The sequence below is a fragment of the Curtobacterium sp. SP.BCp genome (genome assembly GCF_051903255.1).
Classification (GTDB): domain Bacteria; phylum Actinomycetota; class Actinomycetes; order Actinomycetales; family Microbacteriaceae; genus Curtobacterium.
In genome coordinates, this window is the sequence record NZ_CP194338.1 from 2141350 (window position 1) to 2162521 (window position 21172).

At 73.4% G+C, this 21172-nt stretch carries 22 protein-coding genes; 14 read left to right on the forward strand and 8 right to left on the reverse strand.

The features are described 5' to 3' along the window. Positions 1–99: 99 nt before the first annotated feature. Entirely contained in the window at positions 100–384 is a 285-nt protein-coding gene (locus ACRQ4C_RS10230; protein WP_439688580.1) for a helix-turn-helix transcriptional regulator, read from the reverse strand. A 31-nt stretch (positions 385–415) separates the two neighbouring features. Here ACRQ4C_RS10230 and map point away from each other — a divergent pair, with 31 nt between their 5' ends. After that, on the forward strand, positions 416–1183 hold the full coding sequence (map, locus tag ACRQ4C_RS10235; RefSeq protein ID WP_439688581.1) for a type I methionyl aminopeptidase: 768 nt from the start codon (positions 416–418) through the stop codon (positions 1181–1183). Here map and ACRQ4C_RS10240 read toward each other — a convergent pair. Both ACRQ4C_RS10240 and ACRQ4C_RS10245 read right to left on the reverse strand, forming a co-directional pair. Further along, complete coding sequence (locus ACRQ4C_RS10240; protein WP_439688582.1) at positions 1167–1733, reverse strand: 4'-phosphopantetheinyl transferase family protein; 567 nt, start codon at positions 1731–1733, stop codon at positions 1167–1169. The genes map and ACRQ4C_RS10240 overlap by 17 nt on opposite strands. 74 nt (positions 1734–1807) lie before the next feature. Then, positions 1808–2011, reverse strand: a complete 204-nt coding sequence (locus ACRQ4C_RS10245) for a hypothetical protein (RefSeq protein WP_290131554.1) — start codon at positions 2009–2011, stop codon at positions 1808–1810. 307 nt (positions 2012–2318) lie between these two features. Between ACRQ4C_RS10245 and ACRQ4C_RS10250 the strand changes: the two genes are divergently transcribed. The 5 genes from ACRQ4C_RS10250 to ACRQ4C_RS10270 all read left to right on the forward strand — a co-directional run bounded on the left by ACRQ4C_RS10250 (position 2319) and on the right by ACRQ4C_RS10270 (position 7924). Beyond that, positions 2319–4238: a TPM domain-containing protein gene (locus ACRQ4C_RS10250; protein ID WP_439688583.1), complete on the forward strand. Its 1920-nt coding sequence runs from the start codon at positions 2319–2321 to the stop codon at positions 4236–4238. 85 nt (positions 4239–4323) lie between these two features. Then, entirely contained in the window at positions 4324–5049 is a 726-nt protein-coding gene (locus ACRQ4C_RS10255; protein WP_290131552.1) for a PspA/IM30 family protein, read from the forward strand. 80 nt (positions 5050–5129) lie between these two features. After that, positions 5130–5951 carry an arginase family protein gene (locus ACRQ4C_RS10260; RefSeq protein WP_439688584.1) on the forward strand — a complete coding sequence of 274 codons (822 nt, stop codon included), beginning with the start codon at positions 5130–5132 and terminating at the stop codon, positions 5949–5951. 216 nt (positions 5952–6167) lie between these two features. Continuing rightward, entirely contained in the window at positions 6168–7571 is a 1404-nt protein-coding gene (locus tag ACRQ4C_RS10265; RefSeq protein ID WP_290131550.1) for a dihydrolipoyl dehydrogenase family protein, read from the forward strand. Further along, the gene (locus ACRQ4C_RS10270; protein WP_290131549.1) at positions 7568–7924 is read left to right on the forward strand and encodes a Fe-S oxidoreductase; all 357 of its coding nucleotides are present in this window, start codon (positions 7568–7570) and stop codon (positions 7922–7924) included. The genes ACRQ4C_RS10265 and ACRQ4C_RS10270 overlap by 4 nt, the downstream gene beginning before the upstream one ends. Before the next feature lie 216 nt (positions 7925–8140). Here ACRQ4C_RS10270 and ACRQ4C_RS10275 read toward each other — a convergent pair whose 3' ends face one another. Continuing rightward, positions 8141–8944: an ABC transporter ATP-binding protein gene (locus tag ACRQ4C_RS10275; protein ID WP_439688585.1), complete on the reverse strand. Its 804-nt coding sequence runs from the start codon at positions 8942–8944 to the stop codon at positions 8141–8143. A gap of 8 nt (positions 8945–8952) precedes the next feature. Continuing rightward, entirely contained in the window at positions 8953–9867 is a 915-nt protein-coding gene (locus ACRQ4C_RS10280; RefSeq protein ID WP_439688586.1) for a siderophore-interacting protein, read from the reverse strand. 64 nt (positions 9868–9931) lie between these two features. On the opposite strand from ACRQ4C_RS10280, the gene ACRQ4C_RS10285 reads away from it, so the two are divergent. The 6 genes from ACRQ4C_RS10285 to ACRQ4C_RS10310 are packed head-to-tail and all read left to right on the forward strand — an operon-like array spanning position 9932 to position 16029. After that, positions 9932–10885 (forward strand): alpha/beta fold hydrolase, encoded by a 954-nt coding sequence (locus tag ACRQ4C_RS10285; protein WP_439688587.1) that lies wholly within the window; start codon positions 9932–9934, stop codon positions 10883–10885. 60 nt (positions 10886–10945) lie between these two features. Further along, complete coding sequence (locus tag ACRQ4C_RS10290; RefSeq protein ID WP_439688588.1) at positions 10946–12475, forward strand: ABC transporter substrate-binding protein; 1530 nt, start codon at positions 10946–10948, stop codon at positions 12473–12475. 29 nt (positions 12476–12504) lie between these two features. Continuing rightward, the gene (locus tag ACRQ4C_RS10295; protein WP_290131544.1) at positions 12505–13458 is read left to right on the forward strand and encodes an ABC transporter permease; all 954 of its coding nucleotides are present in this window, start codon (positions 12505–12507) and stop codon (positions 13456–13458) included. Beyond that, entirely contained in the window at positions 13455–14423 is a 969-nt protein-coding gene (locus tag ACRQ4C_RS10300) for an ABC transporter permease (protein WP_439688589.1), read from the forward strand. The genes ACRQ4C_RS10295 and ACRQ4C_RS10300 overlap by 4 nt, the downstream gene beginning before the upstream one ends. Further along, entirely contained in the window at positions 14420–15250 is an 831-nt protein-coding gene (locus ACRQ4C_RS10305) for an ABC transporter ATP-binding protein (RefSeq protein WP_290131542.1), read from the forward strand. Before ACRQ4C_RS10300 ends, ACRQ4C_RS10305 begins: the two co-directional genes overlap by 4 nt. Before the next feature lie 23 nt (positions 15251–15273). Next, positions 15274–16029 (forward strand): ABC transporter ATP-binding protein, encoded by a 756-nt coding sequence (locus ACRQ4C_RS10310; RefSeq protein WP_439690897.1) that lies wholly within the window; start codon positions 15274–15276, stop codon positions 16027–16029. A gap of 418 nt (positions 16030–16447) precedes the next feature. Here ACRQ4C_RS10310 and ACRQ4C_RS10315 read toward each other — a convergent pair whose 3' ends face one another. After that, positions 16448–17911 (reverse strand): amidase, encoded by a 1464-nt coding sequence (locus ACRQ4C_RS10315; RefSeq protein WP_439688590.1) that lies wholly within the window; start codon positions 17909–17911, stop codon positions 16448–16450. 148 nt (positions 17912–18059) lie between these two features. On the opposite strand from ACRQ4C_RS10315, the gene ACRQ4C_RS10320 reads away from it, so the two are divergent. Beyond that, the gene (locus ACRQ4C_RS10320) at positions 18060–18359 is read left to right on the forward strand and encodes a putative quinol monooxygenase (RefSeq protein WP_439690898.1); all 300 of its coding nucleotides are present in this window, start codon (positions 18060–18062) and stop codon (positions 18357–18359) included. Positions 18360–18381: 22 nt separating this feature from the next. Here ACRQ4C_RS10320 and ACRQ4C_RS10325 read toward each other — a convergent pair whose 3' ends face one another. After that, complete coding sequence (locus ACRQ4C_RS10325; protein WP_439688591.1) at positions 18382–19005, reverse strand: dihydrofolate reductase family protein; 624 nt, start codon at positions 19003–19005, stop codon at positions 18382–18384. 72 nt (positions 19006–19077) lie between these two features. Between ACRQ4C_RS10325 and ACRQ4C_RS10330 the strand changes: the two genes are divergently transcribed. Further along, the gene (locus ACRQ4C_RS10330; protein ID WP_439688592.1) at positions 19078–20742 is read left to right on the forward strand and encodes an ABC-F family ATP-binding cassette domain-containing protein; all 1665 of its coding nucleotides are present in this window, start codon (positions 19078–19080) and stop codon (positions 20740–20742) included. Between the two features lie 9 nt (positions 20743–20751). Here ACRQ4C_RS10330 and ACRQ4C_RS10335 read toward each other — a convergent pair whose 3' ends face one another. After that, on the reverse strand, positions 20752–21120 hold the full coding sequence (locus ACRQ4C_RS10335) for a YciI family protein (RefSeq protein ID WP_439688593.1): 369 nt from the start codon (positions 21118–21120) through the stop codon (positions 20752–20754). Between the last annotated feature and the right edge of the window lie 52 nt (positions 21121–21172).

The following is a 21172-nucleotide window of genomic DNA, read 5'->3' on the forward strand; positions in this document are numbered from 1 at the left end:
GCGAGCCGAGCTGCCGGCGGGCAGCGTCAGGCGACGTCCGCGCGCGCGGCGCAGGCGCGGCGCGGGCGCGGCGCGGGCGCGGGCGCGTCGCTGGCGGCGTCAGGCGACGCCCGCGGGCTCGTCGACGGCGACGGTCTCGCCGGCCCGACGCACCTCACGCCAGACCTCGTCGAGCGAGAGCCCCACGACCGCTGCCACCGCCGCGACGGTCCCGAACGACGGCGTCGCGATGCGTCCGGTCTCGATCTTGCGCAGGGTCTCGGGCGACACCCCGGCCGCGAGCGCGACGTCGAGCATCGACCGATCGGCTCGGGCGGCGCGGAGCAGCGCCCCGAGGGCACGACCGCGGGCGAGTTCGACGGGACTGAGCGGCAGACGGACCATGCACCGATAGTAATACCGGTACGATCATCCCGTGATCGAGATCCTGACCCCGGCCGAGGTCGACCGCGCCCGCCGCACCGGAGCGCTCGTCGGCACGATCCTGCAGACCCTCCGCGACCGCACGCGCGTCGGCACGAACCTGCTCGAGATCGACCGGTGGACGAAGCAGCTCATCGAGGACGCCGGCGCCGAGTCCTGCTACGTCGACTACGCCCCGTCGTTCGGCCGCGGCCCGTTCGGCCACCACGTCTGCACAGCCGTGAACGACGCCGTCCTGCACGGGCTCCCCCACGACCGGGCGCTCGCGGACGGTGACCTGCTCACCCTCGACCTCGCCGTGTCGCTCGACGGCATCGCCGCCGACGCGGCGATCAGCTTCGTCGTGGGGACCGTGGACCCCGCCGACGCCGCGCTGATCGACGCGACCGAACGCGCCCTCGCCGCGGGCATCGCCGCCGCACGCCCCGGCGCCCGCACCGGGGACCTGTCGCACGCGATCGGCACCGTGCTGGAGGACGCGGGCTACCCGGTCAACGTCGAGTTCGGCGGCCACGGCATCGGGTCGACCATGCACCAGGACCCGCACGTGTCGAACACCGGACGGCCCGGACGCGGCTACACCCTCCGCCCGGGGCTCCTCCTCGCGCTGGAGCCCTGGGTGATGGCCGACACCGACGTCCTCGTCACCGAGCCGGACGGCTGGACGCTCCGCAGCGCCACCGGGGCCCGGACGGCGCACACCGAGCACACGATCGCGATCACCGAGGACGGCGCCGAGGTGCTCACGCTCCCCAGGTGACCGGTGCTCCCCCTGCGGCGACCGCGACCACGAGGTCGTGCTCGGGCCGCACGAGGACGACCGCCTGTGCCGCTCCGTCGAGGAGGACCGTGCCGCGCTCGACGTCGACGTCGACCGACCGCGGGTCCACCCGGAGGCCCCGACCGTCCCGCTTGAGGACGGCCTCCTTCGCCGCCCAGCAGGCCGCGAGCACCCCGACGTCGCCCGCGGCACGGTCGATCTCCCCACACGTGAAGGCGTCGAGCGGCGCGCGCGCCACCCGGGACACGCGCTCGACGTCGACCCCGACCGCGTCGGGCGCGACCGCGAGGGCGGTCACGCCCGCGGTTCGGGACAGGCTCACGCCGACCTCCCGGCCACCGACGGTGGCCCACGGTCGACCGTGCGCGGTGCTGCCGCAGTGCGGGCAGCCGCGCCCCGTGCGCACCCCGGCCACGTCCGCGCCCGTCACCGACGCGACGGCGGCGACCAGGGCCTCCCGGTCGGCTGCACGGTCCGCGCCCGCCGGACGGAGCGTCACGACGACGGACGGGAGGCACGACTCACCCACGCAGGAAGCCTACGTGGGTGAGGTGGTGCGGTCCGTGACGACGCAGTCGTGCGTGGTCTCAGGCGTGCGTGGTCTCAGGCGTGCGTGAGCGCGATCAGCGCGACGTTCATCGTGCTGTAGAGCCCCTCGGACCGCGTCGCCTGGCGCACGCGTCCACGGAGGACCTCGTACCGGCCGTCCTCCTCGCGCACGAAACCGATCACGCCGCTCGCCGGCGTCGACACCCGGTGGTAGCCGTCCTCGAGCGGGACGACCTCGGTGTTCAGTGTTCGCTCCATAGCTGTCCCCTTCCGCTCGTCGTCGAACAGTGGCGTCAGCATACCCCGATGTGGGGGACAAACGTCCGGCACATGTGCGGATGACGAATGTTCATGCACGGTCCCGAGATGGCCGGTCCGACTCGTGCGCGCTCTGGATAGACTCCGGGCGACGGCACCCCCGGGAGCCGTCCCGGGGCACGAGGACGGGTCCCGCGGCTCGGATGGAGGACGGATGCGCACGGTCCACGGCGGACGCTCGAACGAGGCCGGACCCGGTCCGGGGAGCGGGACGTCACGTCCTGTGCTCCGGTGGACCACCCGCCTGGTGACTGCCCTGCTCGCCGCGTTCCTCGTCCTCGCACCCGCGACCGCGTCCCACGCCACCGCCCCCTTCCAGCTCCAGGGCGGCGCGTACGTCGTCGACCAGGCGGACGCCCTGACCTCCGCGCAGCAGTCGCAGGTGGAACAGGCCGTGCAGGACCTCTACGACAGGACGAAGACCCAGCTCTACGTCGTGTACGTCCCGACCTTCTCGGACCCGTCCGACCACACCGCGTGGGGCGACGCGTTCCGCCAGCAGAACCAGATCGACTCGGACAGCATCGTGCTCGCGGTGGCGGTCGACGACCGCATCGCGGACGTCCACCAGACGAACGAGACCGACCTGACGTCGTCCGACGTCGAGAGCGCCTACCAGGACGACGCCGTGCCGCAGCTCCGGGACGGCAACTGGGCGGCGGCCGCGACCGCGTTCGCCGACGGGCTCGCCCAGACGCAGGACCCGCCGAACCTCACCGCACTGTGGGTCGTGCTGCTCGTCGTCGTGGTCGCGATCGTCGTCGTGGTTCTCGTCGTCCGTGCGCGCAACAAACGCCGCACCGCTGCGGCGACCAAGGCGCAGGAGGAGTCCCTCGCGGGCCTCGAACGCACCGCCGGGGGTGCCCTCGTCACGATCGACGACGAACTGAAGACCGCCGAGCAGGAGGTCGGGTTCGCCACCGCCCAGTTCGGCACCGACGCCGCGAAGCCCTTCGCCGACGCCGTGGCCACCGCGAAGCGCAACGTCCGCCAGGCGTTCACGTTCCAGCAGCAGCTCGACGACGAGATCCCGGACACCCCGCAGCAGCGCGCCGAGTGGGCGAACCAGATCATCGCCATCTGCGAGCAGGCGCACGCCGCGATCGAGGCGCAGACCGAGTCCTTCGACAAGCTCCGCTCGCTCGAGGACGGCGTCGAGGACGCGTGGACCGCCCTCGCAGCGGACGTCGCCTCGGCGCCCGCGTCCGTCGCCGCCGCCTCGGCCGCACTCGAGCGGGTCCGTGCGACGTACTCCGGCCGGACCCTCGCCACGGTGTCGGACAACGTCGACCAGGCGAAGCAGGTGCTCGACTACGCGACGGAACGGTCCGCAGCGGCGACCGCGGCGATCGCGGCCGGCGACAAGGGCGAAGCGGTCGTCGCCGTGCGGGACGCCCAGCACGCCCTCGCGCAGGTGCAGCAGCTGACGGCCTCCGCCACCGCCGCCGAGACGACCTTCGCCGAGGCGTCGGCACGCGCCCAGGCGATGCGCGCCGACGTCGAGGGCGACGTCGCAGCCGCACGGTCGATGCGAACGGACAGTCCCGAGCTCGTGGCGGCCGTGACCCAGGCCGAGACGGTCCTGCGGCAGGGCATCGACCCGAAGGACCCGATCTCCGCCGTCGACGCCCTGACGAAGGCGAACACCGACATCGACGCCGCGCTCGCGACCGCACGAGGTGTCGAGGAGCAGAACCAGCGCGCCGCACGAGCACTCGACGACGCCCTGCGCGATGCCCGCTCCCGGATCAGCCAGGCTCGCGAGTACATCGCCCTGCGTCGTGGAGCGGTCGGACCGACGGCACGGACCCGACTGTCCGAAGCCGAGCGCGCCCTCGACGACGCGGTCGACCTCGCCACGACGAACCCGGGGCAGGCGCTCCAGGCCGCACGCGCGGCCGAGCAGTACGCCGCCGCCGCGATGGACGAGGCCGGCAATGACATGGGCGGCTGGCCCGGTGCCGGGGGCGGCGGCAACGGCGCACAGCTCGGCGGGCTCGTCACCGGGCTCGTCCTCGGTGGTCTCCTCGGCGGACGCGGCGGCTCGTTCGGCGGCGGCTCGTTCGGCGGCGGCGGGTTCGGCGGCGGCGGCTTCGGCGGTGGCGGCGGAGGCTTCGGCGGAGGCAGCGGGGGCGGCGGCGGCTTCTCCGGCGGCGGCCGCTTCTGAGCGGACCGCTCTTCTCCACGGCTCCCAGACGACGACTCCACGACCAGACAGCACGAAGCGGTACTCCTCCAGAAAGGGAACAGCAATGGCCAAGCAGACGATCTTCGGTCGCATCTCCTCGCTCATCCGGGCGAACGTGAACCAGCTCATCGACAACGCCGAGGACCCGCAGCTCATGCTGGACCAGCTCGTGCGTGACTACACGAACAACATCGCGGACGCCAAGACCGCGATCGCGCAGACCATCGGTAACCTCCGCCTGCTCGAGCAGGACCACGAGGAGGACAAGAAGGCCGCCACCGAGTGGGGCCAGAAGGCCGCCAACGCCTCGGCAGCGGCGGACAAGTACCGCGCCGAGGGCAAGACCGCCGACGCCGACAAGTTCGACAACCTCGCGAAGATCGCCATCGGCAAGCAGATCGCCGCCGAACAAGAGGTCAAGGACAACGAGGGGCCGCTCGCGACGCAGAACGAGCAGGTCGAGAAGCTCAAGTCCGGGCTGGCCGGCATGGAGCAGAAGCTCGAGGAGCTCAAGTCCAAGCGCGACTCGCTCGTCGCCCGCCAGAAGACGGCGGAGGCGCAGTCGAAGGTCAACGACGCCATCGGGAACATCGACATCACCGACCCGACGAGCGACCTCACCCGCTTCGAGGAGAAGGTCCGCCGCGAAGAGGCAAAGGTCCTCGGGCAGCAGGAGCTCCAGTCGTCGAGCCTCGACTCCCAGTTCGAGAGCCTCGAGGACGTCGGCAAGGACGCCGAGGTCGAGGCCCGGCTCGCAGCGCTCAAGGGCGGCGGATCGTCCAGCATCTGACCCGTCGCTCGGCGGGCTGACCCAGCACGCACCCAGCGCGCACCCCGGACGACGCCGGACCCGGCTGCCAGACTGGCACGATGCACTTCATCGTGGTCGGTCAGTGGCAGGGTTCGGCGTCGTCCCGTGCGATGCGGCTCGGGGACGGTGCGGCGGCGATCGCGGCGGACCTCCCCCGTGCCTCGACGACGGTGGTCGAGGTGCCGCCGGGCGCCGGCGACCGACTCGAGACCGCGATCGCCCGCTACACGTCGGTCCGCCAGGTGGCCGAGCGGGTCGCCGAGGAGTCCAGCGTGGCGCCCGAGGCCCCGTTCGTCGTCGGCGGCGACGGCTCGTCGTTCCTCGGCGCGACCGTCGGCCTCGACGAGGACACCGCCTTCGTCCGGATCGCGGGGTCGAGCGGCTACCGTCCGCTGAACCGCGCCCAGCCGGTGGCGGCCGAGGCGGCGGCGCTGCGGCTCGTCGTCGACCGACCGGACGACCTGTTCCCCGACCTGCCCGTCCTGTCCGGGTCGAAGGTCGTCCTCGCGGGCGTCCGCGGTGCCGAGGACAGCGAGTCGACCGCGCTCGAGCGTGCCGGTATCCACACCCTCGACGTGGACGCCGCGACCGCCGAGGCCGTCGCCGCCGCCGTCAGCGCCACCGGAGCCGGCTCGGTGTTCGTGCACGTCGACCTCGACGTGCTCGACCCCTCGGAGGTCGACGGGCTCCTCGAACCGGTGCCCTTCGGTCTCGACGGCGCCGGCCTGGTCGAGCTCATCCAGGCGGCGACGCGGGGCCGACGGCTCGTGGGTGCCGCCCTCACCGGGTTCGCACCGGTCGACCCGGACCGCGCCGTGGACGACCTGGGGGTGATCCTGCGGGCAGTCGGGGCACTCGCGAACGCGTCCAGGACGGCCTGACCGGCGCCGCGGCCCGCGTCGCGCCGACCGCCGCGCCGCGCTTCACGGTCGGCTTGCCGCGGCGAGGCAGCCCGCGTCGCGCGGACCGCCGTGCCGCGGTACGCCTCACGACCGGCGTGCCGCCGTGCCGCAGCCCGCGTCGCGCAGACCGCCGCGCCGCGCCGCGGTACGCCTCACGGTCGGCGTGCCGTCACCGGGGCCGCGTAGGTTGGCCACATGACGGACTACGACCTCATCGTGATCGGCGCCGGCGCAGTCGGCGAGAACGTGGCGGACTACGCCCACAAGCGCGGGCTCTCGGTCGCGATCGTGGAGGCGGAGCTCGTCGGCGGCGAGTGCTCGTACTGGGCGTGCATGCCCTCGAAGGCGCTCCTCCGCAGCGGCCACGCCCTCGAGGCGGCCAAGCGCCTCGACGGTGCCGCGCAGGCCGTCACGGGTGACCTCGACGCTGCACACGTGCTCGCCCGCCGCAACTCGTTCACCTCGGACTGGAAGGACGACGGCCAGGTGTCGTGGCTCGAGTCCGCCGACATCGCCCTCCTCCGCGGGCACGCGCGCATCACCGGGGAGAAGACCATCGAGGTCGGCGGGGAGACCCACACCGCGCGTGCCGCCGTCGCCGTGGTCACCGGCTCGCTGCACACGCTCCCCGACGTCCCCGGCCTGGCCGACGCGCAGCCCTGGGGCACCCGCGAGGCCACGAGCGCGCAGGAGGTCCCCGAGAGCCTCCTCGTCATCGGCGGCGGAGTGTCGGGCTCCGAACTCGCGACGGCGTGGGCGTCGCTCGGGTCGAAGGTCACCCTCGTCGCCCGGCACGGCCTGCTCGGCGGCATGGAGCCCTTCGCCGGCGAGCTCGTGGCCGACGCCCTCCGTGCCCGCGGCGTCGACGTCCGCACTGGCGTCAACCCCGTTCGGGTCGACCGCGACGAGCACGGCCTGGTCACCACCACGCTCGACGACGGCTCGACGGTCGTGACGAGCGAGGTCCTCGCCGCCACCGGTCGCCGTGCCCACACCGCCGACCTCGGCCTCGAGACCGTCGGCCTCGAGCCCGGCGCCTGGCTCGACGTCGACGACACGATGCTCGTGCACGGCACCGACTGGCTGTACGCGGTCGGCGACGTGAACCACCGCGTGCTCCTCACCCACCAGGGCAAGTACCAGGCTCGTGCCGCCGGCGAGGCGATCGCCGCCCGGTTCCAGGGCACGCCGCTGCACACGGAGCCGTGGGGTGCGCACGTCGCCACCGCCGACCACGCCGCCGCTCCGCAGGTGACGTTCACGGACCCCGAGGTCGCGAGCGTCGGGCTGACCGAGGCGACGGCACGCCAGCAGGGCATCGACGTCCGCACCGTCGAGTACGAGCTCGGCAACGTCGCGGGCGCCGCGCTGCAGGCCGACGGGTACACCGGCCGGGCGAACCTCGTCGTGGACGAGTCCCGCGGCGTCGTCGTCGGGGCGACCTTCGTCGGTCAGGACGTCGCCGAGATGCTGCACGCCGCGACGATCGCGGTCGTGGGCGAGGTCCCGATCGACCGCCTCTGGCACGCCGTCCCGGCCTATCCCACGATGAACGAGGTGTGGCTGCGACTCCTCGAGACCTACGGCCGTCCGGCGTGAACCCGTTCGTCGACTCGGTCGTGTCGCGGGCCGGCTGGCTCCTCGCGACCGCGGTCGGCCTCGCCGTCGGACTCCCGCTGTCGACGGGGCCGGTCCGGATCGTCGACGGGCTCGTCGTCTGCTCGGGCCTCCCCCGGTGGGCGTTCCGTCGCGGCGGCACCTGCGTCGGCTCGGTGTACCTGACGCGCGACAACGACGGCGACCGCGTGCTCCGGCACGAGCGGGTCCACGTCGCGCAGTGGAAGCGGTACGGCATGGCGATGCCCGTCCTCTACGCGATCGCGGGGCGCGATCCGCTCCGCAACCGGTTCGAGGTCGAGGCCGGTCTCGAGGACGGCGGCTACGTCCGCTGACCTGACCGTGGTCCGGACGGGAGGCCCGTGGCGGCGCCGCCACGGGCCTCCCGTCCGCCTGTTGGTCGCGCAACGCGCCGCGCGCGTGTCCCCATGGTCGCAGAACGTGTCGCCCGCCGAGAACGTGAGCGGCATGTCGTGCGACCAACGCCCGCCAAAGGGACGTCCGACGTCCGACGTCCGACCCCGAGACGGCGACCGCCGGGCCCGGGGCGGTCAGGCGGCGGGACGCCTCGGGACGACGAGCGGCGTGCCGGTCTCCGGGTCGGGGACGACGACGCACGGCAGGCCGAAGACGTCCTCCACGAGGGACGCCGTCAGGACCTCGGCCGGCGAGCCCGCCGCGACGATCGACCCCGCCCGCATCGCGATGAGGTGCGTCGCGTACCGGGCGGCCTGGTTGAGGTCGTGCAGCACGGCGACGACCGTCCGACCCGCACGGTGCAGCCCGGCCGCGAGTTCGAGCACGTCGTACTGGTGCGCGATGTCGAGGAACGTCGTGGGCTCGTCGAGCAGCACGATGTCGGTCTCCTGCGCGAGCACCATCGCGATCCACACGCGCTGCCGCTGCCCGCCCGAGAGCTCGTCGACGCTCCGGTCCGCGAGCGACACCGTGTCGGTCTGCTCCAGTGCCGCCTGCACCGCGGCCCGGTCCGACCCCGACGACGGGTGCAGGAGGTCCTGGTGCGGGAAGCGTCCACGGGACACGAGGTCGCGCACGGTGATGCCGTCCGGGGCGATCGGCGTCTGCGGCAGCATCGCGACCCGGCGCGCGGCGACCTTCGGGCGGAGGGACGAGATCGGCGCCCCGTCGAGGTACACGGTGCCCGCGCTCGGACGCAGCGTGCGCGCGAAGGACTTGAGGAGCGTCGACTTCCCGCAGGCGTTCGGCCCGATGACGACGGTCAGTTCACCGTCCGGGACGTCCACGTCGAGGTCTGACACGACCACGCGGTCGTCGTACGCGAGCGTCAGCCCACGCGCACCGAGTGCGGTCGTCGGCAGGGCGGTGGTCGGCACCGCCGCGGTCAATGCTCGGCCTTGCCGTTCCGCCAGTACCCCATGAACGCGACCTGCTTGCGGTCGAGGCCGACCCCGCGGACGAGGTGTCGGCGCAGCTCCTTCACACAGCCGGCCTCCCCCGCGATCCAGGCGTAGACCGGGCGCTCGTCGACGGGCGCCGGGACCTCCCAGAGGACCTGCTCGTCGACGTCCACCTCGGTGAAGTCGGTGGTGTCCGCGCAGACCGCGGACGTCCCACCGGCCGTCGTCGCCGTCACGGTCGAGGCCCAGGCGTGCACCTGGTCGGTCATCCGCACACCGTGGGTGGCGCCGTTCCGGGCGATCCAGCGGACCTCGACCCCGGACGGCGCGCTGACCGGCAGGCGGTCGGCGTCGGTCGGGACCTCGATGAAGACGTGCCCGACGGTCGCGACGTCGAGCGCCTCGAGGATGGCGCAGATGGCGGGGGCGGCGGTCTCGTCGCCGGCGAGCAGGATGCGCGTGGCGGTCCCGGGGGCGAACTCGGCAGCGCCGGTCGGCAGCTCGTCGGGCGACTCGGGCACGCGGGGTCCGATGATCCGCAGCTCGTCACCGACCCGGCAGCCGGACACCCAGCGCGAGGCGGGTCCGGCGTCGCCGTGCGCCACGAAGTCGATGTCGAGCTCGTGCGCGTCGGGACGGAACGACCGGACCGTGTACGTGCGCAGCGGGTTGCGCACCGCGTCCGGCAGGTCGCGCCAGGCGCCGTACCAGTCGCCGTCCTCGGGCAGCTCGGTGAAGCCGTGGCCCTCGATCGGCAGCATGACCTTGATGCGCTGGTCGAGCCCGACGGCGGAGAACTCCGCGAGGGCGTCGCCCGTCAGCGTCACACGCACGAAGTGCGGGGTGAGTGACGTGACGGCTGCCACGCGGACGGAGAAGATGCGGTACCGGGCTGCCACGTGTCCAAGTATGGCATGCCTTACCTAACGCGGCCAGGGTCCGGCGCGGTGGCAGGATCGTCGCGTGTCCGATGCCGCCCTGCCCGATGCAACCGACGAGTTCGCCGACCTCGCCCGCCTCGCCGCCGCGAGCGACGTGACGGAGCCGCTCCGCGCCTCCAGGCAGGCGGTCCGCACCGCGGACGGGCACGACGTCTCCGCGATCCGGTGGGGCGACCGGGAGGCCCGGATCACCTACCTGCACGGGCTCGGCATCGACGCGCACAGCTTCGACCAGACGGCGATCGCCGTCGGCGCGCCGGCGGTCGCGCTCGACCTGCCCGGGCACGGACGGTCGTCGTGGCGCGACGACGCCGACTACGGCGCGAGCGCGACCGCGCCGACCGTGCTCGCCGCGCTCGACGCGCTGGACGTGCCGCCGGGGGTCCTCGTCGGGCACTCGCTCGGCGCCATCCTCGCGGCGCGGATCGCCGCGACCGCTCCCCCGCGCGTCACGGGCCTCGTGCTGGTCGACATGTCCCCGGACTTCGCCCAGCGCGCCGTCGACCGCATCGCACGGGCCCTCGAGGACGAGGAGCCGTTCGCGTCCCTCGACGAGGTCGTCGACCGCGCCGTCGAGGCACGGGTGGGCGACGACCGGGACGTCCTGCTGCGCGAGGCCCGGCACACCACCCGGCTCGGTGCGGACGGACGACTCGTGCGGCGGCACCACTTCCCGCACCTGCCGACCGGCCGCACGGCGTCGGTCGGGCGGTTCGCGGACGCCTGGCCGGACCTCGAGGCGCTCGAGGTACCGATCCTCCTCGTGCGCGGTGACCGCGGCTACGTCTCGCCGAAGCTGCACGCGGGGTTCGCCGAACGCCTGCCGGACGCCCGCATCGTGACCGTCGAGTCGCGGCACGCGGTGCAGAACCAGGCCCCGCTCGAACTCGCCCGCGCGATCCGGGCATGGACCGAGGATCACGAATTGTTGCACCCGGAACAGAAACCGTCGCAGCACGGCTCCGCACGCCAGTAGTCTCGTGCGAGCGCCACGCGACGACCGTCGCCACGAGCGCCCGGAAGGAACCCACAACCCATGAGTCCGCTCCTCCCCCGCACCGCCGCGTCACGCCTCGCCGTCGTCGCGACCGCGGTGGCCGTGACGTCCGCGCTCGCGCTGACCGGCTGCTCCGGATCGTCGAACGAGCAGGGCGGCGCCGACGCCACCGTGCGCGTCGGCCTGGTGCTCGAGCCCACGAGCCTCGACATCCGCACCCAGTCCGGTGCCGCGCTCGACCAGGTGCTCATCGACAACGTGTACCAGGGGCTCGTCGGCCGCACGGCGGACGGCGACGTCCGCGACGTCCTCGCGTCCTCGCACGAGGTGTCCTCCGACGGCCGCACGTACACGTTCACGCTGCGGAAGGGCACGACGTTCCAGGACGGCAAGCCCGTCACCGCGGCGGACGTGGTGTGGTCGCTCGAGCAGGTCAAGGCGAACGACACCTACGTCGACTCCGCGCAGCTCGCGAACGTCTCGTCGATCACGTCGCCGTCGTCCGACACGGTCGTGCTCCAGCTCGCGAAGCCGGACTCCGACCTGCTCTGGAACCTCACCGGCCGCGCCGGCCTCGTGCTCGAGAAGGCGGCGAAGAACGACCTGTCCGACTCGGCGAACGGCACCGGCCCGTTCGAGGTCGCCTCGGTGAAGCAGGGCGACTCGATCACCTTCGAACGCAACGACGACTACTGGGGCGCGAAGGCGAAGGTCGCCAAGGTCGTGTTCCGCTACATCACCGAGCCGTCGACCGCCGTCAACGCGATGGCGAACGGCGACCTCGACGTGCAGACCGCCGTCGACGGCACGCTCAAGAGCCAGCTCGAGGGCAACCAGGACATCACGCTCCACACCGGGAAGACGACCGACAAGTACACGTTGGCGTTCAACGACGCGAAGGCGCCCTTCACCGACAAGCGCGTGCGCCAGGCCATCCGGCAGGCCATCGACGCGAAGGCGATCATCAAGGCGATCGGCGGCACCGGTGTCGAGCAGGGCGGACCGATCCCGGCGCTCGACCCCGGCTACCAGGACCTCACCGCGATCGACGCGTACGACCCCGCGAACGCGAAGAAGCTCCTCGCCGCGGCCGGGAAGCCGAAGCTCGACCTCACGCTGACGTACGCGAACATCTACCCGACGACCATCGGCGACGTGCTGAAGTCGCAGCTCGCCGACGTCGGCATCACGCTCACGGTGAAGCGGGTCGACTTCGCGACGTGGCTCTCCACCGTGTTCCAGGCGCCGAAGTCGGGCGAGCGCACCTTCGACATGAGCATGGTCGACCACGTCGAGGCGCGCGACTTCGGCAACTGGGCGAACCCGGACTACTACTTCGGGTACGACAACCAGGAGGTCCAGGACCTCTACGCGCAGTCCGTCGCGGCGACGAGCGAGTCCGCCAAGGTCGAGGCACTCCGGAAGGCCGCGAAGATCGTCTCCGAGGACGCGGCCGGCGAGTGGCTGTACACGTCGACGTCGATCACCGCGGTCCGCAAGGGCGTCACGGGCGTCCCGTTCGACGGCACGAACTCGCGGCTCGACCTGTCGGGGATCGCCGTCAAGTGACCCTCCCGACCCGTCAGTAGCATCGACCCGTGACCCGGTTCCTGATCGGGCGGCTCCTGCTGCTCGTCGTCGGCCTGCTCGTGGCGAGCATCATCGTGTTCGCCACGCTGCGGGTGCTGCCGGGCGACGTCGCGCAGATCGTGGCGGGCACCCAGGCCACCCCGGAGCAGGTCGCACAGCTGCGGCAGGAGCTCGGGCTCGACCGTCCGGTCGTCCTGCAGTACCTCGACTGGATCGGCGGGCTGTTCCGCGGCGACCTCGGACGGTCGCTCGTGACCGACGGGCCCGTCGCGCCGGAGCTCGTCCAGAAGCTCAGCGTCACGCTGCCGCTCGCGGGCATGTCGCTCGTGGCGGCCCTCGTCCTCGGGGTCCCCCTCGGCGTACTGGCCGCCGTGCTCCGCAAGCGTGCGGGCGGGGCGGTCATCGGCTTCGTCGCGCAGGCCGTCGCGGCGGTGCCGATCGTCTGGGCGGGCATGCTCCTCGTGGCCCTGTTCGCGGTGACGCTGCACTGGCTGCCGACGCAGGGCTTCCCGCTCGACGGCTGGCAGGAGCCGGGCCGCGCGTTCTCCTCGCTCGTGCTCCCCGCGCTGACGATCGGCGCGGTCGAGGGCGCGGTCATCCTCCGGTTCACCCGTTCGGCGACGCTCAGCGTCCTCGACGCCGACCACGTCCGGACCGCGGCGGCGATCGGGCTCACCCGGACGCAGGCGCTCCTCCGGCACGGGCTGCCCTCGGTCGCGTTGACCGTGCTCGCGGTGCTCGGGGTGCAGATCGCCGGACTCCTCGTCGGCGCCGTCGTGGTCGAGCAGCTGTTCTCGCTGCCCGGGGTCGGCAGGATGCTCGTCACCGACGTGGGTCGCCGGGACGTCACGAAGGTGCAGTCGGAACTCCTCGTGCTCACCGGGCTCGTGCTGCTCGTCGGCTTCGCGGTCGACGTCGTGCACCGGACGCTCGACCCCCGGCAGCGGGAGGCCTCCTCGTGATCCGTCGTCTCCTCGCCCGCCCGACGGGTGTCTTCGCCGTGGTCGTGCTCGGCCTGCTCGTGGCCCTCGCCGCGGTGTCGCTCGTGTGGACGCCGCAGGACCCCTTCCGCGCCGACCCGTTCCACCAGTGGGAGGGCCCCAGCGCCGCACACTGGTTCGGCACCGACGCCTCCGGCCGGGACATCGCCAGCTACCTGCTCGCCGGCACCAGGACCACCGTCCTCGTCGCAGTCGGGTCCGGCGTGATCGCGAGCGTCGTCGGCATCGTCCTCACCGCGATCGGGTCGCTGACCGCGCGGTGGGTCCGGGAGGGCACGGCGGTCCTTCTGGACATCCTCGTGGCGTTCCCGACGCTCCTCACCGCGATGCTCCTCACCGCGGTGTACGGCGGCTCGCTCGGCGTCGTGGTCGTCTCCGTCGGTCTGTCGTTCGGCGTGACGATCGCCCGCGTCGCCCGCGGGGAGATCCGCCGCATCGCCCGGAGCGACTACGTCACCGCGGCCCGCGCATCCGGGGTCGGGGGTGGCGGCGTGCTGCTGCGACACCTCGTCCCGAACGCCACACCGCTCTTCACCGTGCAGCTCTCGCTCGCGATGGCGACAGCGGTGCTCGCCGAGGCGGGACTGTCGTACCTCGGCTACGGCGCCGGGTCGAACACGGCGTCGTGGGGGTCGCTCCTGTCCGACCTGCAGGCGTACATCGGCGTGCACCCGTGGAGTGCGACCTGGCCGGGCGCCTCGATCGCGCTCGTGGTCGCGGCGCTGTCGCTCCTCGGCGATGCCGTCCGTGACGCGACGGACCCGCGGCTGACCACGGCCGACCGGTCCTCCGACCCCGACGCCGGTGCTCCCGTCGGCGCCGCCGACGTGGCCGACGCGGGGACCGCGGCCACCACCGACGCCGGCACGGCCTCCGCCACCGACCGCGACCGCACAGCGGGCGCCGGACCGGGGGTGACCGCATGACCGAGCCGACCGGACAAGCCGGGCACGCCGTCCCGGTCGACGCGACCGGCGGGCTGGAGGTGCGCGACCTCACGGTCCGGATCGCGGGGCGGACGATCCTCGACCGCGTGACGTTCACCGTGCCTCCCGGCCGACGCCTCGGCGTCATCGGCGCGTCCGGCTCCGGCAAGTCGATGACCGCCCTCGCGCTGATGGGCCTGGAGCCCGCCGGGGCCGTCGTCACCGGGAGCATCCGGCTCGACGGCACCGAACTCGTGGGGCTGCCGGACCGGGAGCGCGCCCGCCACCGCGGATCCGGGATCGGGATGGTGTTCCAGGAGCCGGGCACCGCGCTCGACCCACTCCGTCGGGTCGGGGCGCAGATCGCCGAGCCGCTGCGGCTGCACCACGGCCTCGACCGTCGAGGAGCCGCACGCCGTGCGCGCTCGCTCGCCGCGGAGGTCGGCCTGCCGGACCCCGAGTCCCTGCTCCGGCAGTACCCGCACCAGCTCTCCGGCGGCCAGCGGCAGCGCGTCTGCATCGCGATGGCCGTCGCGGGCGAGCCGTCGTACCTCGTCGCCGACGAGCCGACGACCGCGCTCGACGTCACGACCGAGGCGCGCATCCTCGAGCTCTTCGAGCGACGCTCGGCGGGCACGGTCTTCGTCACGCACGACCTCGCCGTCCTCGCCCGGATCGCCGACACCGCGGTCGTGCTCGACGCGGGACGCGTGGTCGAGGAGGGTCCCGTGCAGCAGCTGCTGTCCGCGCCGTCGCACCCCGCGACCGCCGCCCTCGTGTCCGCCGCCCGGGCCACCGCCCGCCGCACGCCCGGAGGAGACCGGTGACCGCACTGCTCGAGGGCACCGGAATGCACCGGCACTACCGGCTCCCCCGCCGGGGCCCGTTCGAACCCGGGCCCGTCCGGACCGCGGTCGACGGCGTCGACCTGACGGTCGCCGCCGGCAGCCGCCTCGGCATCGTGGGCGAGTCCGGCTCCGGCAAGTCCACCCTGGTGCGACTGCTCGCCGGCCTGGAGGCACCCACCACCGGGACCGTGTCGGCCTCCGGACGGCCCGTGGTCGCGTCGGCGTCCGCGCGGGCGTTGCGCTGGTTCCGCCGCGAGACCGGCGTGGTGTTCCAGGACCCGTACGCCTCGCTCGACCCGCGGATGCGCGTGGGCGCGATCGTCGCCGAACCCCTGCGTGCCCTGCGGGTCCCCGGCTCGCACGCGTCGCTCGTGGCGTCCGTGCTCGAGCGGGTGGACCTGCCCGCGGACGCCGTGACGCGGTACCCGCACGAGTTCTCCGGCGGGCAGCGGCAGCGCATCGCGATCGCCCGGGCCGTCGTGCACTCGCCGCGGATCCTGTTCGGCGACGAGCCGATGAGCGCCCTCGACGTGGTGGTCCGCGCCCGCGTGATCGAGCTGTTCCGGTCACTCGCCGACGACCTCGGGCTCACCCTCGTGCTCGTGTCGCACGACATCGGCGTGGTGCAGCGGCTGTGCGACACGGTCGCGGTGATGTCGGCGGGGAGGATCGTCGAGCACGGGCCGGTGTCGCTCCTCGACGCGCCGCAGCACCCGGTGACGCAGGCGCTCGTGGCGGCGGCACCGACGCTGCCGTAGGGCGGAGCGTTCCACGAATCGCGCGCGTCCCGACGTCCCGCGCGTCGATCGACAGGTGCGGAGTCGAAGCGCGCGCGTCTGGTGGGCGTGGGTGACGCGGACCGGTGACGGGTGCGGGGCGCGGGTGCGGGTGCGGCTCGTTGCACGCGCAACGAGCGACGGGGCCGCTGTCGTACGACGACGGCCCGGTCGCAGCCGCGCGCACGCGACAGTTGCACGCGCAACAAGCGACAGGGCCGCTGTCGTACGACGTCGGCGCCGTCGTTCGACAGCGGTTGGTCGTGCGGCCGACGACCACGGCATGCCTACGGCGGGTCGCGCGCCGACGACGACGGCGCGAGAGCGGCCGGCGGGCGGCCGGCCACGCGCACGGACGGGAGGCGCGTGGCGGCGCCGCCACGCGCCTCCCGTCCGACCGTCAGGCGGTCCAAGCGGGCGGGTGCCGCCGCTGCCAGCGGAGCCGGCGCTCGAGCTGGGCGCCGATCGCCAGCAGCACCCGTTCCCCACCCGGTCGCCCGATGAGCTGCACCCCCATCGGGAGCCCGGCGCCGTCGAGGTGGTCGTCGTCCGTCACACCCACCGGCAGCGTGATCGCGGGCAGCCCGGACACGTTCGCCATCGAGGTCCACGGCGAGTACGCGCACTGCCGCCGGAAGTCCTCCTCCGGGTCGTCGCCGTACCAGCCGAGCGGCCGGGGCGTCAGCGCCAGCGTCGGGGTGAGCACGGCGTCGAAGCGGTCGAACGCGCCGATGAGCGACACCGAGAACGCGTCGAGCGCCGTCATCGCGTCGAGCACCTGCGTCCCCGTGAGGTGCTGCCCCCGGTCCACGAGCCACCCGACGAGGGGCGTGGTACCGCGCAGGTCGATGCCCGGCACGAGAGGAAGTCGGGCGGCACTCGACTCCCACGCCACGCGGAACGCCTCGGCGTAGGGCGTGCGGGGCATCGCGACGTCCTCGATGCCGTGTCCGACCTCACCGAGCACCCGGATCGCGGTCGCCACCGCGGCCCGGGCAGCCGGGTCGACCACGACGTCGACGGTGTCGTCCCACGGTGAGCCGTCGAGGACGCCGACCACGAAGCGCCCCTCGCCACGGACGGCCGCCGCGGTGAACGGGCCGTCGCCGACGTCGGGCGTCACGAGCGCGTACGGCTCCGGTTCGTCGAGGCCCGTCGGACGCACGAGGGCGTCCAGCAACATGCCGGCGTCCGCGACCGACCGCGTGAGCGGCCCGGCGACCGAGAGCCCGCCGACACCCGACCGGCCCGGCATCGCGGGGACGCGGCCACGGCTCGGCTTCAGCCCGACGAGCCCCGTGGCCGCCGCCGGGATCCGTACCGATCCGCCGCCGTCGCTGCCGATCGCCGCGGGGAGCAGTCCGGCGGCGACCGCCACCGCGGCGCCGCTCGAGCTCCCGCCCGGCGCACGCGCGGTGTCGTACGGGTTGCGGGTCGTGCCGAAGCGGGTCTCGGAGGACGACGACATCCCGAACTCGGGCGAGGCCGTCTTGCCGAGACTGACGCTGCCCGCGGCGTCCGCCGCGGCGACGAGCGGGTGGTCGGCGCTCGCCGACCGCGCGGGCAGGCTGGTCGTGCCGTTGCGCGTGACGACGCCCGCCCGGTCGTACAGGTCCTTGTCCGCAGCCGGGAGGCCCCACAGCGGCCGCGACGTCGGCACCCGTTCGCCGAGGTGGTCGGCACGGTCGCGCGCGGCCTCGGCCGTCACGGTCACGAACGCGCCCAGGCCCGGTCCGGCCGGTCCGTCCGAGTCCAACAGCTCGATCCGAGCGAGGTAGTGGTCGACCGCCTCGCGCGCGGTCACCTCACCGCGACGGATCCAGTCCCAGAGTTCCTGGGCGGACAGGTGGTGCAGTTCGAACACGGGGCCAGCCTAGGCGGCGCCCGCGCCCGGCCCACCGAGTTCCCCGGCCTGTGGAACGATCCGGAACACCACAGCACGCTCGCGGGTTGTCCCCCGCGTTCCCGACGCGCCCCTGACGCGTCCCCGACGAAAGGTGTCCGACGTGACGATGACCGTCCTGCTCGAGGTGCAGCTCCGCGATGACCCGCCCGCCGACCAGATCGAGACCGCGATCCGCACGACGCTCGACCAGACCCGGGCCTTCGCGGGCAACGAGTCGCTCGAGGTGATCGTCGAGGACGCCGACCCGAACCACGTGGTGGTCGTCGAACGCTGGACGACGGCAGCCGACCACGCGGCCTACGTCGCGTGGCGTGCGACGCCCGAGGGGGCAGCGCGTGAGCTCGGCTCCGTCATCGCCGGGCCGCCGACGACCCGGACGTTCGACCGCTCCATCACGCTCGACTGACCGCCCCTGCGCTGCGCGTCCGTCAGCCGCGGACGCGACGGTAGCGGACGTGCGTCGTCAACGGCGAGTGCAGCACCTCGACCGGTTCGAAGCCGAACGACTGCGATCCGTCGAAGAGGCGCTCCCCGCTCCCCAGCAGTACGGGTGCGATGTCCAGCGTCAACTCGTCGACCACGTCCGCGGCGAGCGCCTGCCGGACGGTCGACGCTCCCCCGGCGATGTCGACGCCCCGCCCGTCAGCGGTCTCGACGGCGCGGGCGTAGGCGGTGTCGAACCCCTCGGTGACGAAGTGGAACGTCGTGCCGCCCGCCATCTCGATCGGCTCGTGCTCGTGGTGGGTGAGGACGAAGACGGGTGCGTGGTAGGGCGGTTCCGGCCCCCACCATCCCTCCCACGGCTCGTCCCAGGTTCCCCGGACGGGTCCGAACATGTTCCGGCCCATGACGTACGCTCCGCGCGGCCGCATGAGCCACGAGGCGGCGGTGCGGTCGGCTTCGCCCACCTCGACACCCGGCATGTGCCAGGTGTGCAGTTCTCCGCCGCGGACGCCGAGCGGGTGGTCGAGACTCTGGTCCGGGCCGGCCACGAAGCCGTCGAGCGAGATCGACATGTGGCAGGTGGTGTCGGTGGTGGTGTCCTCGGTCATCGCGCGCTCCTCGTCGACGGTGGTGCCTCGATCATGGCAGGCGGGACGCGCTGGGGATGGGACGATTGGCGGATGACCGCCACCCTCGTCGCCAAGGACCTCGCCGGCGGGTACGCCGCCCGCACGCTGTTCGAGGGTGTCGACCTCACGGTCGCACCCGGCGACGTGATCGGCGTCGTCGGTGTGAACGGCGCCGGCAAGTCGACGCTGCTCCGTCTCCTCGCCGGGGTCGACGAGCCGCTCGCTGGCACGGTGTCGACGTCGCCGCCGGACGCGTTCGTCGGCTGGCTGCCGCAGGAGCACGACCGGGTCGAGGGTGAGACGGTCGCCGGGTACGTCGCGCGACGGACCGGCAGCACGGCCGCGACGGTGGCCATGGATCAGGCGGCCGAAGCGCTCGGTGCCCCCGGTGCCGACGTTGCAGCCGGTGAGACGTACTCGGTCGCGCTCGAGCGGTGGTTGGCGTCGGGAGCCGCGGACCTCGACGAACGGCTACCGGTCGTGCTCACCGAGCTCGGGCTGGCGAACGACCTGGACGGGCACGGTGTCGGGCCGGACTCGCTCATGACCTCGCTGTCCGGTGGCCAGGCGGCACGGGTGGGTCTCGCCGCGCTGTTGCTGTCCCGCTTCGACGTCGTGCTCCTCGACGAGCCCACGAACGACCTCGACCTGGACGGCCTCGCGCGGTTGGAGCAGTTCGTGCAGGGGCTGCGGGGCGGAGCCGTGCTCGTGAGCCACGACCGCGAGTTCCTCGCCCGCTCGGTCACCGCGGTGCTCGAACTCGACCTGGCGCAGTCGTCGAACCGGCTGTTCGGTGGTGGCTACGACGCCTACCTCGAGGAGCGCGAGATCGCACGCCAGCACAAGCGCGACGCCTACGAGGAGTACGCGGCGACCAAGGCCGACCTGGTCTCCCGTGCCCGCACCCAGCGCGAATGGTCGAGCCAGGGTGTCCGCAACGCCATGCGCAAGAACCCGGACAACGACAAGATCCGACGGCGCGCGGCGAGCGAATCGAGCGAGAAGCAGGCGCAGAAGGTCCGCCAGATGGAGTCGCGCATCGCCCGCCTCGACGAGGTCGAGGAGCCGCGCAAGGAGTGGCGCCTCGAGTTCACCATCGGGCAGGCACCGCGGTCGTCGGCGGTCGTCGCCACGCTCGCCGACGCCACCTTCACGCAGGGGGACTTCACCCTCGGCCCGGTGTCGCTCCAGGTGGACGGTGGGGACCGCATCGGCATCACCGGCCCGAACGGTGCCGGCAAGTCGACGCTCCTGCGCGCCCTGCTCGGTCGGCAGGCGCCCACGACGGGATCGGCATCGCTCGGGTCGAGCGTGGCGATCGGCGAGGTGGACCAGGCGCGAGCGGCGTTCTCCGGGCCCGAGCCCCTGGCCGCCGCGTTCGAGGCACTCGTGCCCGAGTACGCCACCGCCGACGTCCGGACCCTGCTCGCGAAGTTCGGCCTCAAGGCGGACCACGTCGGACGGGCGGCAGCCGACCTGTCACCGGGCGAACGCACCCGGGCAGGCCTCGCGCTGCTGCAGGCCAGGGGTGTGAACGTCCTCGTCCTCGACGAACCGACGAACCACCTCGACCTCGCCGCCATCGAGCAGCTCGAGCAGGCGCTCGAGTCCTACGACGGTACGCTCCTGCTCGTCACGCACGACCGGCGGATGCTCGACACGGTCCGGCTCGACCGGCACTGGCACGTCGAGGACGGGCGCGTGTCCGAGCGCTGAACCCACGGCTCAGGACGCCGACGGCACCCCGTGTGCCGAACCGTCCGAGCCACCACCGCGCACCCACGAGCCGAGGACCGGGCGCACCTCGACGAAGCCGCCCTGGACCGCCGCCGGGTTCGCACGGGCGATCGCGACCGCGGCGTCGAGGTCATCGGCCTCGACCACGCCGACCCCGTCGAGCGCGGTCGCTCCCGCGGCTCCCGGCGCCGGCCCGTCCGCGTCGATGCGGACCACCTCGTCGGTCGGGCCGAACGCGAACGCGGCGACGAGCGCTCCGGAGCCGATGAGGTCCTGCGCGTGGGCGTCGTGGGCGGCGAGGTCGTCCGGCGCCGGGTCGCCCGGGCCTCCGTGGATCAGGATGACGAAGTGCGGCATGGCCAGAGGTCTACTCCCCCACAGCGCAGGAGGGAAGGGCGAGACCCGGACT